General features: G+C 54.6%; 10 protein-coding genes. 1 reads left to right on the top strand and 9 read right to left on the bottom strand.

Annotated elements, in window-relative coordinates; translation table 11 throughout:
- Positions 1-88: 88 nt before the first annotated feature.
- The 7 genes from A5906_RS39785 to A5906_RS39760 all read right to left on the bottom strand — a co-directional run bounded on the left by A5906_RS39785 (position 89) and on the right by A5906_RS39760 (position 15,279).
- Entirely contained in the window at positions 89-2,851 is a 2,763-nt protein-coding gene (locus tag A5906_RS39785) for a patatin-like phospholipase family protein (protein ID WP_161495490.1), read from the bottom strand.
- Between the two features lie 79 nt (positions 2,852-2,930).
- Positions 2,931-3,809: an alpha/beta fold hydrolase gene (locus tag A5906_RS39780; RefSeq protein WP_161495489.1), complete on the bottom strand. Its 879-nt coding sequence runs from the start codon at positions 3,807-3,809 to the stop codon at positions 2,931-2,933.
- A 32-nt stretch (positions 3,810-3,841) separates the two neighbouring features.
- A complete protein-coding gene (locus A5906_RS42295) occupies positions 3,842-6,709 on the bottom strand; it encodes an nSTAND1 domain-containing NTPase (RefSeq protein ID WP_136615831.1) in 2,868 nt (955 codons plus the stop codon).
- An 8-nt stretch (positions 6,710-6,717) separates the two neighbouring features.
- On the bottom strand, positions 6,718-7,779 hold the full coding sequence (locus tag A5906_RS39775; protein WP_080140510.1) for a toll/interleukin-1 receptor domain-containing protein: 1,062 nt from the start codon (positions 7,777-7,779) through the stop codon (positions 6,718-6,720).
- Positions 7,780-8,139: 360 nt separating this feature from the next.
- Entirely contained in the window at positions 8,140-11,538 is a 3,399-nt protein-coding gene (locus A5906_RS39770) for a TM0106 family RecB-like putative nuclease (protein ID WP_080140509.1), read from the bottom strand.
- A 220-nt stretch (positions 11,539-11,758) separates the two neighbouring features.
- Entirely contained in the window at positions 11,759-13,108 is a 1,350-nt protein-coding gene (locus tag A5906_RS39765; RefSeq protein WP_080140508.1) for an McrC family protein, read from the bottom strand.
- Positions 13,105-15,279 carry an AAA family ATPase gene (locus A5906_RS39760; RefSeq protein WP_080140507.1) on the bottom strand — a complete coding sequence of 725 codons (2,175 nt, stop codon included), beginning with the start codon at positions 15,277-15,279 and terminating at the stop codon, positions 13,105-13,107. Before A5906_RS39760 ends, A5906_RS39765 begins: the two co-directional genes overlap by 4 nt.
- Positions 15,280-15,374: 95 nt before the next feature.
- Here A5906_RS39760 and A5906_RS39755 point away from each other — a divergent pair, with 95 nt between their 5' ends.
- Entirely contained in the window at positions 15,375-16,136 is a 762-nt protein-coding gene (locus A5906_RS39755; protein WP_080140506.1) for a hypothetical protein, read from the top strand.
- A gap of 394 nt (positions 16,137-16,530) precedes the next feature.
- Here A5906_RS39755 and A5906_RS42290 read toward each other — a convergent pair whose 3' ends face one another.
- Positions 16,531-16,914 (bottom strand): hypothetical protein, encoded by a 384-nt coding sequence (locus tag A5906_RS42290; protein ID WP_136615830.1) that lies wholly within the window; start codon positions 16,912-16,914, stop codon positions 16,531-16,533.
- A 6-nt stretch (positions 16,915-16,920) separates the two neighbouring features.
- Complete coding sequence (locus A5906_RS42285) at positions 16,921-17,634, bottom strand: tetratricopeptide repeat protein (protein WP_136615829.1); 714 nt, start codon at positions 17,632-17,634, stop codon at positions 16,921-16,923.
- Positions 17,635-17,771: the final 137 nt, after the last annotated feature.

Below are 17,771 nucleotides of genomic sequence, written 5' to 3'. Positions count from 1 at the left end.
CTTCAAATCGAAACAGGGGGTCGACGATCAACTTTCGGCGGCCTTATCAAAAGTACCTGGACCAGGTTCGCCTTAAGAGCGCGCATTATCAGGCGGGCACGTCCGGTTCAGATAGGGGTTCGAGCATGCTCTTGCCAATCTCGACGAACCATTTCTCCAATTCGACATCATTAGATCTCGCTATCGCAGGCCCGACGATGGCGGGGAGAAACATTTTGTCACCAACGTGCTCTCCGAGGCTCCGATAGGCTTCGAATTGCGCTTCTGTAAAGAATTGATCCGCTGTTGAGTGATGCGGAAACGCCGGTTCATCGAGCCTGTAGCGCCGGATAAATTCACCCTCATTGCCCGTGAGCGACAATTTCAAATAGATCAAATAGCCGTAGCTTTCGGGTCCGTCACGTGAACCTGATGGGTAGTGGATCCGGCAGAACGCAAAATGTGAGTTGCTAAATCCTTTATCTCCAAGCCGCAACGCGTCAAGACCGGCCTCGATCGTGACGCCAAGGTCGATGTACGCGAGACGCTGCAGCGTCGTCAGACCTTGGAAGGTCATCTGGGAGTCCTGCTCGCCGTCGATTGCTACAATGAACTTGCAGCGCCTGCGCAGCAATTCGTAGACTCCCAGGTTTTCAATATGGCCGCCATCTGAAAGGTTTAGGTAAGCTCGCTTTTCGTTCGCCCAACCGAACATTTCTTGCAGAAGATAGGAAAGACCAGGCGGTGTTTCCGGACGGCGACGTATTGCCTTCGGATTTCGGATCCAGTATCCGAGCCGCACATTAAACAAGGCGAGCCAGAAGCTCATATTCCTCATCGTGCCCGTTCCCATCTGGGGCGCAGCTGCCGCCCCAGAAATTGCCATTGCGGTCCCGACGTCAAGATTGGGATTCGAGTCCTCCCATGCACTTGTCGGTGCATAGCCCAGCAGCGGGCTTCCAGAACAGTGAGGGCTGAACAGAAAAAAATCAGTTAGCCTCCCCTGCATCGCAGGATTGTTCGAGGCCGGAACGTTGAGCGCACAATTTATCAAGTGATAGGGCGCGCGCCCCAATTCGGCGCATTTGGACAGCCGCATCGAAACACTGTTGAGCAGCGCTTCATTGCTGTTGGATGGGTCGAGCTGCACGAGATACGCTTCGCTGAGTTTGCGCCGATAATATCGGTGTAGCGAGGTGAAGTTAATGTCAAAAAAGAACCAGAAGATTGCCGGTGCGACGATCGTGGTACCAATGATCCCCAAAGTAGCTGTAAGGGCGGTAAAATTGTGGATGGAAATAATGGCATAGACGTTCGCCTCGATTCCAAAGAACACGACCGGAGCGGCAAACGCCGACGCCACTACAAGGACAATCCGCAAAGGCTTTGGTAGATCTCCAATCAGGACGAGCAGCCCCGAGGAAATCAGGGGTATCGCCGCAGCACTAGCGATGACTATCCCGCTCGTTCCGTCAGGCGAATGGAAATAATTAAGGGCCCTCCAAAGCAACAGTCCGACCAACCCAAGACTGGCGGCAGTCATTACGGTGTCGGCTCGACTTTGCACCTTGGGCGATCGGTGGGCAACCATTGACAACAAGAATGCAGTGCCGGCAACCGCCGCGCATGCAGACACCTCGGTCAGCCATACGCTATCAATCGGTACAGCTTGACGAAGAGTGAATTCCGCGATTGCCGCGATTAGCGCCAGATACGCGAAGCCGAAACCGTTTAAGGCCATCCCGTAGATTTGGGTGAACGCCATTTGCAGCCGCTCCCACAATCGTCCAGTGACGAGATACTTGCTGTGATGTCGAATGTAACGCAGCGCTGCTGCCTCTCCATCTCGACGACGAAACGGAAGATCGTCCCGCAGCAAGCCAATTCGAAGCTGCTCCACGTGCGCTGACTCTTTGACCTCCGGTTCTCGTCCATTAAGAAACGTCGAAAGGAATGACCCAAGGTATCCGCCGCCGGAAACTGTCGATAGATAGTCAAATTGAAACAGGAGATTGCGCCGCGCGAGGGCGACGAGAACGCCAAGCGCAAACGTCGCCGACCGAATGCCCCCACCCGAAATGGCTAATCCGGTTGCGTGTTCACGATCTACCCACTCCGGCCCGACTGCGGTCGCCTCTCGACTCCGACTCGCTATTGCGGCTTCATTTTGAATAACACCGCTCATCAGCGGCGCGCGCCGCTGCGAGTCGAGACGTTCTTGATAATAGCGGCGCCGACGTTCGATTGCGTCCTTTTCCTTCCTATTCACATACTCGGCTGATCGATCAGGTAGTCCGCCTAACGTTGGATCGATCCCACACGGCAGTGCTTTCGTCATCTCCTCGGCAATACGCTTCTCGCGTTCGCCTTCAACGCCCTCTCCGTTCGAGAGAGGCGAAGGGTAACCATCACGAATCTCGACCAGTAGCGCGTCGAAACGAACCAATCGCCTCTGAAGCGACGATAGCTCGTCTCTGAATACGTCGGTTGCATCCAACGCGAGAAGCGATCCACGTTCGCTTTGACGATGCCATTTGGTCGTGAACGGCCTGATATGTGTGTTGATGACATACCAGCAAACTGCATCTGTTAGACGGCACCTCGGATGCCGATAAAAGATGTCGCGCGCCTCGCCAAATAGCTCGTAAACGCTCTTAAGTGCAGCTGCTTCCACGCCATCGCTATAAGTCAAACGCTGCGTGGCTATTCGCGATGCGAACTGCAGATGCAGTTCAGATGCCGAAATTATGTCGTCTGCGTAACTAGGGTCATCATGCGAGGGCCAGGGCTGATCGCCCCAATGGCCCAGGAAGCGTTCGTCGAACAGCGCATAGCGAGTCAGGTGATCTCGCCAAGTGGACTGTTCGCTCATTATCGCTCCGATTTTAGTGATCGTGGATTAATTGTTCGCGAGAAAACGTTCGAAACCAGAGCCGTAGATGAAATAGAATTCAGTCGGGGTTGGACTTAGAAAGGAATTGTCGAACTGCGTGGTTGAAGGCACCAACGTCTTGCAACATCGCGAAATGGCTGACATTCGGCAAAATGACTAGCTGCGCGTTCCTGATGCTTGAAGCCATCTGCCGTACATTCTCAGGCTTGATTATTTCATCGTATTGGCCATCAACGATCGCAACCGGAAGACCGATCTCGCGGAGCTGATTTTTGCTAAAGTTTGGTTCACTCCGCCACATAATGCCAAGCGAGCGCTGCAGTTCGGGCCACCTTTCCGGGGCCGGCGATAGTTCAACGTATTCTTTGCGACAACGTGCACCGAAGGATGGAAACACTCCCGTCTTTGCTCCGCCGGGTTTTAACCCATCCAAATTTGAGTTGGCTCCGAAGGCAAACAGACCGGATAATCGATTTGGTCGCGTTAGCGCAACCTGAAGACCTGTAATCGCGCCATCACTCCACCCTATAATTGTGGTTTTCGAAATACTCAGATGGTCCAGTAGGGCTACCGCGTCTTCGGCAAACAGCCGATACTTCATCTCTGCAGACGAGAGGGGACTTCGTCCGTGCCCCCGGGTATCCATCACGGTTACCGTATAGTCCCGCGACAGAAATTCAATTTGATGCTTCCAATAGTTCGAGCTCGCCAAGCCACCGTGAAGGAGAAGGAGCGATGGACCATTTCCAAATTGCGCGTAGAAGACCTTCACGCCATTGATTGCAGCGAGCCCCTTGCGGGTTGTTGCCGGCAATGCCGGCGTAGGGGGCAAGGTCAGCCAGGCTGGCTTCTGTCCAGCATTGCGTTTCCCTTCAATTGAACCGGCATTCGAGATCACTGACATACTTAGAGACAGGCCGCCCGCTAGCAAACCCACGATGCATTCGCGTCTTGTGGACGACATGAATGTCAGCACCGAGTTAGAGAGAATGATTTGCCACCACTAGACTTCACGTTGATCCTATCAGCGCCCCCTGACCGATACGACCAAGTCGTTCCAATCTCCTCACTCTTACCGTCGGGATGAAATGACTTTTGGGTTGTGGTTTGTGCATCGTTGGAGCTGCTTGAGCTAACGGATTCCACATCTACTGACCCGAGATTATCTCTCCAAATTGCAGTGTTTCCACTCAACTGCAAAGAGTAAGATCTTGACGATCCACACCAGCGCCCAGTGGCTATCCTTTGAAGAAGAGACGTTGGCCCAGGATTGGGAACGGTCGCTGTCCCAGGGCTGGGCACAGCTGTTGCAGGACCCGGACTGGGAGCGGAGGTTGGAGCTCCAGAACTAGGAGTCACGATCGAACTCCCTTGCTCAGTTCGAGCGGATAGCGCCAGTACAGCTGGCCGAAATACATCTGGCGCTTGAGGCGCCAACAACTTGATCGACTCCAGAGCTAGTTGGGCGGAGGGAGGAGTGAGAGTTGGCGCAATAGCGGCAAGAATAGTGACAATATTCTCAATTTGAACCGGATCAGTCGTAGAACCGAGACTTCTAAGCACGGTACGGACAAGTAGTTCAGACTCAGCAGTTGATGGCGTCCACTTAAGAGTAAAGAGTGCCGCCGCCACACTACTCATTAGGTCAGGATCCTTCGTGCTTGACAGTATCCCAACCAGGAATGTCTTCATCTCATTCGCGGTGTCCTGGCTCACTTTGGGCGCAAACGCACTGAATATGAGAGCTAATGCCTTGGCTCGCCTCGGCGCGATATCACCCGAAATGGACTTCAGCAATTCGCGCGCTTCCCGTTGCGCTTGATCATCAGAGAGATTGAAAGCGACCCCCCGAATCGCCTGGCCGATTGCATCCGCGGAAGAACTATCTTGCGTCTGTTCAAAGCTCCTAATGAGCGCCTCCGTGGCAGATTGGATGTCCGCACTCTTTGCAAATCCCGAGAGCTGACTCACAATCTGCCCGAAGAATGCGACCTTAAGCGGATCCGTCTCATTCTCTAGAAGCTTCAGAGTGTTCGCGAGGGTGACCTGAGGATCTCCATGCGAGGCGATGAACGTACGTGCAGACTCATTCTGAAATTTTGACGCTCTGTTTGCGACATCAGTTGCCTGCTGCAGCGCAGCCTTTGTCTTCAGCATCTGTTCTTCAGTTCTCTTTGAGGCGTCAATTGCATTACGACGCTCTCGATCTGCGACCGAGCGCTCGAATTCTGCTCTCGACCTCTCCCCTTCGGCTTCGCGCCAGGCCAACACCGAGAATGAAGCAAGCGCAATCATTATGACCGAGACAAAAGCGGCCACGATCAAATAGTAACGCACCCGCGCGTTCCGCTCAACCTCTGCTCGCAACTTTTCCGCCTGCTCTCTCCGCTCGATGATCTCCTGCTTTTTCTTCTGAGTTTCAGCTCGGCTAGCGTCGATTAGGCTTTGAACGTCGGGCCACATGCCGCCGTACCGATAAGCCCAGGCTTCATTTCTCTCTTGAAGCCATGTTCCACGGGCCTCGGTGGTGGCCTCCGACAAGAGATTTTCCGGGTTGGTCAAAAAACTCTCGGCCTGCACGCGAAGAGCCTGCCAAATGAGACCATCTCGGAATTCCCTTTGGAGCCACCCCGTCGAGCGATCCGAAATCCTTCCCCAATTACGAATTAGCGCTTCATGGCTAATGTTGACAATCGTATCAGGCTGTAGCTTCGCCGGCAGAGGCGGGGTTACGAAAGATACACCTGCCTGCCTAAACGCGTCCAATATCTGACTTAGGCGCTCCTCAGTCGTCCCCGTAATAGCGATCAACTGTCCAAACCGCTGTGATCGGCGTATTGGATACCCTTCGGAGTTGATAGCGCTGAGCGCACGAAACAACTCTTGTACTGCTCTTGCCGCGTCGGGATCGTTATGCGTTACGCTGTCTGCAATTTCATCTGCGTGCGCGGAAATCATGCTGGCGAGCGAACCGGCGGCCTTATAGTCATCCAGATCTAGAAGCGGACCTGCGCCCGATACGCGGGTGCTTGCGGCGGCCCATAGTCGTGACAATCCATGCTGAATAAGCGGAAGCTCATCCTGACTAGCTTTGGCATCGACAACTAACCGTTCCGCTAACCGACTTGCAACTCTGCCATCGAACAAAGCTGCTGGCTCTCGGATTGCTCGAAGCAGATTCTCTGTCTTCATGGGTGGCAATAGATATTGACCATCATTGATCGCATCAGCGAGGCCAACGTATTGCGAGCAAAACCCGAGGAAATCAGACCTCATTGTGAGTAGTACAAATAGGCCTTCCGGCGGATCTTCCTTAAACCCAATCAGAAATTCAATCAGAAGGCTCGCTCTCTCATTTCTTGCGCCGTCGTGAAAGATTTCTTCGAATTGGTCTATCAAAACGCAAAGACGGTTCCGCCGACTGAGGTGGAGCTTCTTGGCAATTTCGTTAGCGCTGACCTTTCCGCGATTGAGTGACCGACGGAAATCGATTGCATCGATCGACGAGATAGCGGCAAGCCCGCGAGCTAGATTCCCGACTGGATCTTTGCCTGGGCTTGTCGCGCACGTGCGCCAAAGCACTTCAGACCTAGCATGCTCTTGCTCTAACCTCGGAAGTACGCCAGCTCTTATGAGCGATGACTTTCCGTTCCCGGACGTACCGTGGACGAGCAATAGCTTCTTCCTCAATAGAAGCTCTATGACATCTTCTGTCATTTCCTCGCGGCCAAAGAATATTGGCCACTCTTCCTTATAGAATGGCCTCAAGCCCGGATAAGGTGATGCGGGCAGCTTCGGCGTAAAAATGTCAAATTTGGCTTCCATCGAACTCGTCATGAAGCCCTCTAAACCGCATTGTTAAGCCAAGCCCGAACATCTGATATCCAGCTCGAGCCAATCGCATCGATCCAATCGATTTGCAGATTCTTCGCCGATTGTTGCAGTATTGCCTTCTCGTTTCCGGTCAGGCAGTGATCAATGACGGCACATGGAAGATGCTTCTTTGATTTAGCGATGGCGGAGTTCCGTCTTTGACGTCCGACAACCACCAAGTCAGAGGCTAGGCTATTCGGATCGTCTCCGACTAGCAGAAGTCCATCACACGCGGTCAATGTCCTTACGCTCTCCTTATCAAAATCGTCGAGACCTAATGGATCGCCGGTTACATTCTCGGGGGCACCAGGGGCGACATGAAAGCCCGCGGACACCAATTGAGCACGCATGGCTCCCCACTGAGACGGATCGCGCTGCCGAGCATGAAGATAAAGTGCCTGGCCAGAAGCGGCACGCATTTTCTCTGCATGCGCTGCTTCCCGCTTCTTTCTCTCGATCGATTCCTTCACCTCCCGCAATTGAACGCTGACATCGCCAGCAAGATCGACCACGTTGTCCCGAAACTTACCTGACGTTCCAGTAGGATCCGGCCAGCCAAAGGGACGAGTTCTTGGTCCTCCGGGCTGTTCAAAAAACCACCTGCTTATCGGCGGCCCTCCGCTCGCGTCCCGAAATTCTGTTGGCCACTCGCTGTCGGCAATCGGTAGCACGCGTGCAAACAACACCCGGTCCCGTGCCTCCGCGACAGCCTCTTGCGAAATCTTATCGAACCAAAGAGCACGTTCCTGTTTGCATGCAACGGATTGCAAATAGGGTGACGACATAAGCACAAGCATCGTCGCCGACGCAGAAATCGCTTCACGAATCTCTTTGTCCAACTCACCGTGCTGGTCTATGTCACGTGTATCTAGAAATACCTTTGGATCATCCCAATCCAAAGCCAATTCCTCTTCGAGCTCGCTTGCCAAAGCCTGGGACCATCTCTTGAGCAGCGCCTTGCCCTTCTTGCGCTTATCCCCATGTGCATAGCTGACAAATACGTCGTGCTTAAACTCGGGTGCTAGACTGGCCATACCGATATTCCGAAATATAGTCTCAAAAAATTACTTTTGGAACATCCTACAACTTAAAATAAATTGTGACAATGTGCCGACCCGTGCTGTCTGGACGTTATCTGAAGGCCGCTGTGAGGGAACGCATTGCGTCGGTTCTGTAGGTTAGACGCGGGCTCCTTCTGACGGCGGATTGAAGGCACAGTTGCTTGTCTACTCCCTCGCCCTGGTCAGCACGCTCTCGATGGAATCGCCCATGGCGCAGAACCTTCAGTGGCTGACTCCCCAATGATGGGAGCTGAGATCCATTGTTATGGAAGAAGTCGGCCGTTGGCCGATCCGGCCCCGCTGACTTGAACCGCTCCCAGGGGAAGCTCGCAACTAAAGCGGGCGCGCCAACTCGAGGTATCGGCAGAACGCGTTGGCCAATTGCATCTGGCGAGGTGTTCGGCACTCGACTTCGAACAGCCGCGGACTGGCCACCAAAACACAGATGCACCTCGCCCGCGAAGTCGCCACGTTTAGCCGGTTTGCGCTGTAGAGAAACTCCATTCCCCGCGGGGCGTCGGCATGAGACGAGGTAGTCATCGAATAAATTACGATCGGCGCCTCCTGTCCTTGAAACTTGTCGACGGTACCGATGCGCGCACCCGGCAATCGTTCCTGAAGTTCGAAGACCTGGGCGTTATAGGGAGCGATGATCAGTATGTCCTCCAGCCGGATTGTCGTTTCCTTGCCTGAACCGTCGACCCAGCTTGTGTTGCCGGCGAGAATTTCATCGACGAGTTTCTTAATCTCGTCCGCCTCTTCGGGAGACGAATTCTGGTTGCCGACATGCTGGACAGCAAGATAGCGCAGGCCCACCCCGTTCACACGGCTCGATGACCGAATCTCCTGCTGCTCTAGTCCCGCGCGCGAACGAAGTCGGCCTTCATAGAAGAGCTCCGACGTGAAGGCGCAGATATCGGGGTGTAAGCGCCATGTCTCCTCAAGGAAAAGTCCGTGGCCAGCCCCGATCGTTGCATGTTCACCCAAGACATGATCAAGCGCGGACGTTGCAACACCATCGGGATGGCTTCCCTGTATCGGCTGCTCAAGCTGCCTTGGGTCACCCAGAAGGACGATGCTCTCAGCCGACTGCGAAACGGCCAACACGTTTGCCAATGACATTTGCGCCGCTTCGTCAACGAACAGAACATCTACACTGCCTGCAGCATCCGGCCGTGCCCAAAACCAACTGGTGGCACCGCCAACCTGGCAACCATTGCCGAGCCCGTCGATGAAGTCCGGGTTCTTCGTCGTTTGCTGCAGTCCCGGACGAGACGTCGGCTCATCCTTGACCTTTTGGATGCATTGAATGGGCAGACCTTGCTCGGCGGCCGCTTCCAGGGATTTATCAAGTAAGTGACGAATGACCTTATGGCTATTGGCCGTAACACCAACCGTCCGCTGGTCACGCGCAAGCGCGCAGATCATACGCGCACCGGCATGAGTTTTGCCGGCCCCCGGCGGCCCTTGCACGGGCAAAACGCTCTGATCAAGCGAGAGCGCAGCACGTATTGCGGTCGCTAGCGGCGCCTCGCCGGATTCCTCGAACACCTGCCCGGAAAGACGTGGAGCGACTTTGAGCAGCAAGTCGCGAGCGGCACGATAGGCACCAGGCCCAATGATTCCGCGGTCCGCGACATATTCACCAATCCGGAACACCGATTCAGCGAGAACCTGATTGTCGATGAACTTATGCGCGAACACGGCCTCGGGATGGAAACTGGCCGTGTCCTGGCGCTTCTTGATGTCGATCGTTCTGGTATCATCGGAGATCGCTACGACGCTACCAAGCTTGGCGCCGCCTACGCTTCTTAGATCATCGTCAGCGCGAACATCCGTCTCCTGAACCGCGAAGCTATAGCGGTGAATCGGCGTCTTCGCTGTTCCACCAACGTGGCTGAGAAAGGTTAGTCCCGCCAACCCTGCGCGCTCATACACGAGATCTTCGACCGACAAATCGCTGAGACGAAAATACTCCCACCAGACCGCTTTGTTCTCGCGGCCGAAGAAGTCGATCAGATGGGCGAGCAGCCAGCGCGCCTGCTGATCTGGGCTTCGTTCGGCGACGTCGTCCGGAACGTCGCCGGTCAACCGCGCGACAAGTTCGGCGACTCGGCGCTTCCAGTCGCTGAGATCCTCGCTAATTTCGGCAGGCTTGAGCTGCGGGCGATTGATCGTCTTCCCCTGGGCGATTAGCCCGCTCCGTACCCCCTCAAGCCAATCCCTTAAAGCGCGGGTCGAGGCGCAGTCATCCCGATTGTATCCGATGATGGCGGCCTGATCGCCCGCATCAATCGCATCAGCATCGGCCAATTCGAGGCTGGCCTGCACGCGCGCCATGGCGCCGCCCACATCGATCAGCGGAACGACGCGGTCAAACCGGTACAGCGGCTCGAGCTTTTTGATCGAGTAGCTTTCGACGCTGGCGCGAATACTCTGCCGGACAATGGCATACAAGTCCACGAATACGCCGGCCCGAAGCAGATTGTCGACCTCGTCCTCTCGCGTGGCGTATCGCCCCATCAACCGCTTCAGCGCCGCCGGCTCATAGGGAGCGAAGTGATAGATGTGCAAGCCGGGATGCTTGCTCAGCCTCTCCGTAACGAAGTCGATGAATCGCTCGAACGCCGCCCGTTCGTGCTGCCGTGTGGTCACCCAGTCGCCGACATAGGCGTCTGTGCCGTCGTCATTGGCATAGAGATAGCCGAACAAGAACTCGAGCCCGCCGCCGTCTACGAATGGGTCGCCCTCGAAATCGAAAAAGATGTCCCCGGCCGAAGGCTCAGGCAGCCGGAATAGGCCGAATTCCGCGACCAGCGGCAGCGCCTCGTAAAGCACCTGGCCCGCTCTGCGCCCCTCGACCTGGAGCCTCGCTTGCTCACGCACCTTCTCGTAGCTTGGCGCAGTACCCCGATCAGGCCGCCATTGCAGCGGGATGGGTAGCGTGGCAAGGGCGGCCGTGGTAGCCGCACCTCGCCGGACTAGCTCCTCAATCTGCGCTTTGGCTATCCCTGCGACAAGCGACAAGTGATCGTCGGCGCGCCGCTTCGAAGCACAGGGGCCGCGCCATCGGCAGACCTCGCAGTGCTCGATCGGATCGGGATAGAGACCGTCATGCGGGGGCGCAGCCGCAAAGCTTTCCAGGCTTCGCCTGATACGCCGGTAGAACGCCGCAAAATCGGCCACGCGGTAGGCCTCCGGCTGGTACTCTGTCCCGGGCGTCACAACATGGGCCTCCTCCGGGACCTTCTGCTGCGTGATCGCCAATAGGTCTGAGTAGAGGCTCAGCTGCAGAACCGTGTTGCCCTTCGTCTCGCGGGCCAACTTGGTGTCGGTGACCTCGTAGGACCAGGCGCCCAAACCGCTTGGTGTCTCGACTCGCCGCAGCACGTCGGCGCGACCGCTCCAATGCCCATTCCGTAGCGCCGCCTGAACGACTGCCGCATCGCCCCGCACCATCGCTTGCCGCGTTTGGTCAACCGAGGCGTCATCGACACCGACTCCGGCAATAACTGTGACGGTCCCGCCCTCCTTGGCGAGATGCTCCACGAAACCCTGCTCATGTGCCTTGCCGCGCTCCACCAGAGCATCGAGGGTCGGGTCATCGCGGAGTTGCGGCTTGGCCAGTTCGCCCTGGGCGACCTTGATGTCGAGATGTGTGAGGTAACGACAATTCAGATGCCCAACGAGGTCGCTTGCGCTGAAGACAATCCCCTCACCACTCCTTTGCATTTACTTCTCCGGAGGTTGTTCTTGCAAATGCCGCAGGGCATGGCTTCGGCGCGACATCAAATTTTGTTAGTCGGAAAGACACTGTGGCAAGGGGCAAAAATTTTATCTAGGCCCTCTTGCTCCTCTACTAAAGCCTCGGAAACAGCAACCGAGCCGCACTCACCATATGTGCAAATGAACACCAGGAATAGTCGGCCCAGCCCTTCCAGAATCGGATTCCTCAACCCTGAACGGAAACAATGTGCTGTTCGATTTGGGTGCGCTTCGATGTCAAATCGAAGCGGCGTTCGTCGCCGAGAAGAATTTCCTTCAAACGCTTCCCGACGAATTCGGGCTTCACAAGATCTACAGTCGCTATTCCGATGAGACTGTCCGATTTGTTGGCAATCTGATGAACTGCAACTAGCCCCTCCCTGTCGGCAAGCTCATGGTGATGAGGATAAAGCAGCATCAATCGATCGCAGTCGTACACGTGAGCGTAGGCCATCATTTGATAGACATCCGACTGACTCACGCCCCGCTTTGGATCATCTGTCGCCTCCTTAAGTCGCTTCCACTTGGTATCGATCACGAGCAGAGGCCTGCCGTTCTGGCTAATGACAATGTCCGGTCTTGTCGCAAAGCGCAGCCCCCCACTCTGCCGATCAACCAAGGCGTATCGCCTGGGGCCCTGGAGATGCACCGTAAGGCCGGTTCCCTGCAACGCACGCCTGAGGCTGCGCCCGACAAACTCCTCAAAAAGCTTATTCATCTCAAAGAGGAGGGAAAAACCGTGAGAAGTCCCCGACGTTGTAGACTGGTACCGATCCTGAAGTAGCAGCTTTGCAAACCTAAGAAGTTCGGTCCAACCAACATTTGTCCGATCAAGTACCACCCGATCCCAACGCAGAGACCGAATCGGAACTGATTCCACCTCCTCATATACAAAGGTTAGCTCCCTTAGGCGGCGCCGGTTTTCGGAATTGCGCGAAACCTGCAAAAGCCGAGCGAGCGTCGCCTTCATAATTTGGTTTAGAGCAATGTTCGAACTCAATTCATCAAAACGACACGCGAGCCTTTGTGGCGTTGATGCCAATATTGTAAACTGGCGCACGACGTCCAGCCTTCCACGCAGCGCTGACACGTCGTCTTCGCGGCCAATATACGCCCTGGGCATTCCCTGGCGGAGCGTAGCGAATAGCTTTTCACTAAAAAGGCGGATGAGAATTTCAAGCAAGTTCTCGTTCTGCCAGCCAAGATTGGCGACTTTTCCGACCGCGATATTCAAATCAATGACTGAAGCCAACATATTCACGAGACTTCGCCGAATCGCTCGATCTTCGCGCACGCCCTCGATCTTGGGAAGAATTTCTAAGGTCGCATCCTTTGCTACTAACACACCAACAACTTGCTGTGCGCGGAGCCTCGACATACTCTCCAGCAATACCCGCCCCTCACCGTCACCTCCGAACTTTACGCTACGGGCGACCTTCATGACGCCGTCGGCAACAGAGCGGGTAAATGCACGCGGTCCATCTGAGGCAGGCTCAATCTCCAGATAGTCCCATTCCTTGATGGTTCGATGAATCACAACATGAAGCCTTCATAGGCTGCTTCCGCAAAGCTCTCGCGAACCACATAACGAAACCGTTCGAGCGCGCTCTCGTCGGCAAATGTCGGCGGCGGGAGCAACTTCGTTCGAACAATGAACCTCCCTTCGTCATCCGTTTCTCCGAGCACAAGCCGCACCTTTTCCCAGTCCTCATAGAAGTACTCAGAGAGCAGAGGTATGATCTTGTTGCGCATAACCTCATCCAACCGGTCACGCGTTACACAATCCATGAAGTATGCGTGCCCAATTTGGTGCTCTCGATCGAATAGATACTCTATCCTTTCGTTTATTCGCTCCAACACCGCGGAAACATCTATCAATCCAACTTTGCCCAATAAAGAAGCGTCGGGCATTAGCTCTTTGAACTGAAACCTGCGTCGCAACGCAGTATCGAGCAGCGCAATCGATCGATCGGCGGTGTTCATCGTCCCAATGAGGTGCAAATTGGCCGGCACGCCAAAATCCTCCCCAGAATACGGTAAGGTTACCGTCAGCGCGTTCACACTCCCAAGGCGCTTGTCAGGCTCGATCAGCGTTATCAGCTCGCCAAATACCTTCGAAATGTTAGCTCGGTTTATCTCGTCGATGATTAGAACGTAAGGAAGCACTGCCGCCTCACCCGAAGCGCCTGGCTTACCCTCACCAATGAGGGTGCTCAAAGCCGAGAGATTGAGCTTAGCTTGATCAAGCTTATAAAGCGCGGGCTGCGTGAACTTTCCACGGAGGATTGTTTCGACCGGTAGAGGACGCTCGAACACCCGAAGCCACCTCACCTTTCGTCTGTGACGAAACTGGCTCGCACCTGCGACGTACTCGTAGGGCCCAATTACTTCGCCTATAGCTCTAAACTGGCTGTTCCCAAACGAGACGACGACTATATCCCCCTCTTTGACTACCGCTCTCATGTAGTGACTTTGACGCACGCGAGAGCTCAGGCTAGTTACATTTGGATCTTTGGTGCGCCACCTTTCCAGAATGGCATCAAAGTCTCGGTAGATCGGGTCGGTCCAATCAAAATCCCTTCCCCATCCTAGTGCGATGTAATTTTCATCAATCGATGACCGATAGACATCTTCATCCTCATCGACCGAGCCGAGCGACATCTTGAAGAAATCTCGAGTGCGCAGATCTATACCGGTTTGCCCTGCCCGACCTGCTTGCTGGGCAACCGCGGCCACGCGTTTGAAAATGCCGTCGGTTGGTTTTAACCTGAAGCCTGCGGAATTTTGGCCTTCGCTATCCTGCCCAGCAGTTTCAGGCCTGAGCCCTTCCACGAATTCTTCATAGCTGTAGCTTTGATGAAATGTTACGAAGGCGATTCGACCCGCCTCTTTAAGAGCATTGAAACGCTCCATGAGGGCCGTTCGGCCGGATATTTTCGGTAGCTCCCCATCACACAACGCCACAGCTTCACGGGCGCTGGAATATGTCTTTCCTGTTCCTGGGGGACCATAAAGAATCAAATTCGTTGGAAGTTGCCGCGCCACACCGACCTCCCGGTCACCAAGTTTCACCGCGCCTCCTTCCGGTGCGCGATCACCCGAACTTCGCTGCTCGTACCAATCCAGTATTGACTTTAGTTGCGCACGACTTGTCACACGCACGCTTCGTACAGGTCGAGGGAAACCCTGCTCCCTGAAAGACGCCGTCGGCTGATGCGTCAAGCGGTTCGGTAGATTTGAATGCCGACCCTCATTGGGCTCATACGGTCTTTGCTCCGCGCCGGGGACTGGTCCATTGTCCTCGAGCCAGAGTTGCACTATCGCGTTCCCCCGCTGAAGAGCGATTTCTCGCGCATCTGGCAAATCAAACGATATCAAGTTTTTTGTATCGACGTCCGGTGTCCCGTAGCGGCGGCGCAGTTCTTGTTCGGCTAGAGGAACGCTGAGCGCTTCACCATTGGCGAATTCAAATTTGAATGTCGTCGTGGTACTGTTTTGCGGACCTTCTCTGGCGGCCAGCAAAACGGCAGCCTCAGCAAGAAATTTGTCGCTGCCGATCGCACTGCAAACGGCGGGAAGAGCGTTGCTTAGCTCCATCTCCTTGTGCACGTCGCCCGCTCTAATCGAGATAGAGCTGTCTCCGCGCGCTCTTGCTGGCTCAATAAGGTTCACGCGCACGAAATGGCGAATGTCGTCGGCTTGGCTCATCAGCGATTTTCCATGGTACTATGCAACGAAATAGTCGAGCTCTATAATTTGGGACAACTTCTGCAAAATATCGCCCGGCAAGACTGGATTTTGCAATGCCCGATTGGAAACCGGTACCATTAGACTACGAGGCGTACGGCGAGGGAACGGAGACGTTCGTCGCATCCGAGTCTGTATTTGATGCGAGCTCCCTTGGTAAGACAACGGCGACAGCAAAGGGTCCGCGCCAACAACACTTCTTAAAGCAATTGGAGAACATAGCGTGGCATCTCGGGACGAGAGATGTACCCGTGTTTGTGGACTTTAACGGCGACAAGCGCCGTATGGACAAGGGCTGTATAGGACATGCTGTCTCAGCCGGCGCGATAGAGTCACCCATGAACGGACCCGACGGATACGTCGTCAGTGTGACTCTCCTGAATCAACAGATTGTCGCAAAAAGCCAAGAAGAAACTGCACTTGCTACTTTCAAGCAGGCTTACCGAGCGTACATTTTGAGTAAGTACAAACAATTTGACCTCACTCACCAACCTGGAGGTGATAAGGCCTACTATTTTAAAGCGGTCGATTTTCCTCCCTACATGAGACTGGTCCACAGCTTCACAAACTCCACCATCTCTCTTGTGTACGAAGGTCCCTGGAAGCGTATCGCATCGGACACATTGGTAAACCTTCCAAGTTCGATGTGGCTCAAGCACCACGATAGGACGGTGAACTTGGTGACAGAGACGGCACCTGTCGATTTCACCGCACCGCTTGAAAAGCAAACGCAGTCGATCGACACTGCGATCGAAGCCGCACAACGACTTCTGCCGTTTGCTGAGCTGGTACAGCGGGCCGACGCCAAGCAAGAGTAATGAAGCCTCTCGAGTCTCCGACGAGATTGTTGCCCCACCGGTGATTGTCAAACGGTCTCTTTGACAAGGTCAACTTCTGAGGCACGATCGAAAATTCGCGAAACAGATGTTACGGAACAAATCGGCCGGTAGTCGACTGGACGGCTGCGCCAGTCGCTAACGACCGATTACAGTTGCCGCCCTTAAGGCAGCTCCACGTCACCTCCCCATCCGGGGCTTGGCAGCAATTTTGGCAAGATCCAACACCAGCTGATCAATTTGTACCAGGTCCGATGCGTTAAGATCACTAAACTCCTGTCGAGAAGCAACAAATGCGCGAAGGTCCTTCAGTCTCCCCTCGTTCACATCTGCGTCTGTTCGGGTGCGATCAGCCACAGCGGGGTGCTCGACATACTCATCTGCCCATTCGCGTAAAGCCACGAATCCCGACAGTACAACACCCTTGTTCAGCAGCCTGTAAGTTCTCACCGCCTTGACGCACGCTCCAAAGAATCGCTTTTTTCTCGTCGAGCGTGGTCGTAAGCATCCGCACAGCTCCCAACCATCGGACTACTAGGCTACGGTTCAATTTCCAAAGATCGGCACGTTCCGCTGGAATATCGCTTTCCCGCAGGGCCTCTTGAATTGCGTTGATAGCGCCTTCATAGGTCGATTCGGCTTGTGAATGCCGCCCGATCCGAGAATCCTGATCTGCAATCCTCATTTCAGCATTGCATCTGGCGACTACAAATCTTGCAGAATTGAACAATTCCGCCGCCGTCATCGCAATCACGATCACGCCTGGTCAGTCCTCTCGCTTCTCACGCAATGAAATCCATTCGTCAAAGAGAACACGCTTTTTGCATCCCATTCGATGCGCCTCACGAAAATATTCGTCCGCTTTGGGCGCGTTACCGGTTGCGTTATAAACCCGCCCCATAAGGCAGAGAAGGTCCGGATCTTCAGGAACCTTTTCAAGCGCAGTTCTCGCCGTTTGTAGAGCGCTCAGTCGGTCCCCTGAATTTAAGAAGGCAATCGTTCTTGTGATGGCAGAGCCAACGAACGGCTCCTTATTGCCCCTAAGCGCTCTGAATTGATCGCATTTGCTTTTAATCGAACGATGATCAACGACCACCTTCTCGACCAACGGCGTTATCAGGCCCATCATATCGGGCACCTTGAACGCGGCGCCTCCAGGTAGCGATGTATCTCTAGCTGTCATGGAGAACTCTTCAAGATCAGCAAGGGCAGCCTGCACTTCAGCATGGGCAAGGCCAAGAACATTGCCGAGTTCGACCACCGACGCTCGCTGTAGATAACAGAGAGCCAAAAGTACTTTCGCCGCATTTGCCTTTAGCCGATTCAGCTCAAGACGAAATGCGATACCCCGAACATGTTCGCCGTCTGAACCTGCCCAATTCCTAATCGCTTCTGAGAAAACATCTCCGAGGCTTACAAGTCTAAGTATTGAGAGTGCAAACAACGGAGAGCCGCCGCTCGCATCGTAAAAGCGCTTCATCTCGTCCGAGTTTTCCAACGGGGGTCGAAGGCTCAAGAGCTTGCACTTTACTTGGACAAGCTCTTGGAAATTCGGATAAGACAAACCTTTTACATCGATGTACGTATCGTGCGCCGCGCCAAGGTTACGACGAGCTG

Source organism: Bradyrhizobium sacchari (assembly GCF_002068095.1).
GTDB classification, from domain to species: Bacteria; Pseudomonadota; Alphaproteobacteria; order Rhizobiales; family Xanthobacteraceae; genus Bradyrhizobium; species Bradyrhizobium sacchari.
Note: the sequence above shows the minus strand (reverse complement) of the source record. Positions and strands in the feature narration are given on the sequence as shown.

What these genes read in the sequence shown, in the direction of transcription:
- A5906_RS42295 (WP_136615831.1), bottom strand. Translation starts at nt 6,709, where the DNA reads ATGACGAGTTCGATGGAAGCCAAATTTGACATTTTTACGCCGAAGCTG.
- A5906_RS39775 (WP_080140510.1), bottom strand. Translation starts at nt 7,779, where the DNA reads ATGGCCAGTCTAGCACCCGAGTTTAAGCACGACGTATTTGTCAGCTAT.
- A5906_RS39770 (WP_080140509.1), bottom strand. Translation starts at nt 11,538, where the DNA reads ATGCAAAGGAGTGGTGAGGGGATTGTCTTCAGCGCAAGCGACCTCGTT.
- A5906_RS39785 (WP_161495490.1), bottom strand. Translation starts at nt 2,851, where the DNA reads ATGAGCGAACAGTCCACTTGGCGAGATCACCTGACTCGCTATGCGCTG.
- A5906_RS39760 (WP_080140507.1), bottom strand. Translation starts at nt 15,279, where the DNA reads ATGAGCCAAGCCGACGACATTCGCCATTTCGTGCGCGTGAACCTTATT.
- A5906_RS42285 (WP_136615829.1), bottom strand. Translation starts at nt 17,634, where the DNA reads ATGAAGCGCTTTTACGATGCGAGCGGCGGCTCTCCGTTGTTTGCACTC.
- A5906_RS39755 (WP_080140506.1), top strand. Translation starts at nt 15,375, where the DNA reads ATGCCCGATTGGAAACCGGTACCATTAGACTACGAGGCGTACGGCGAG.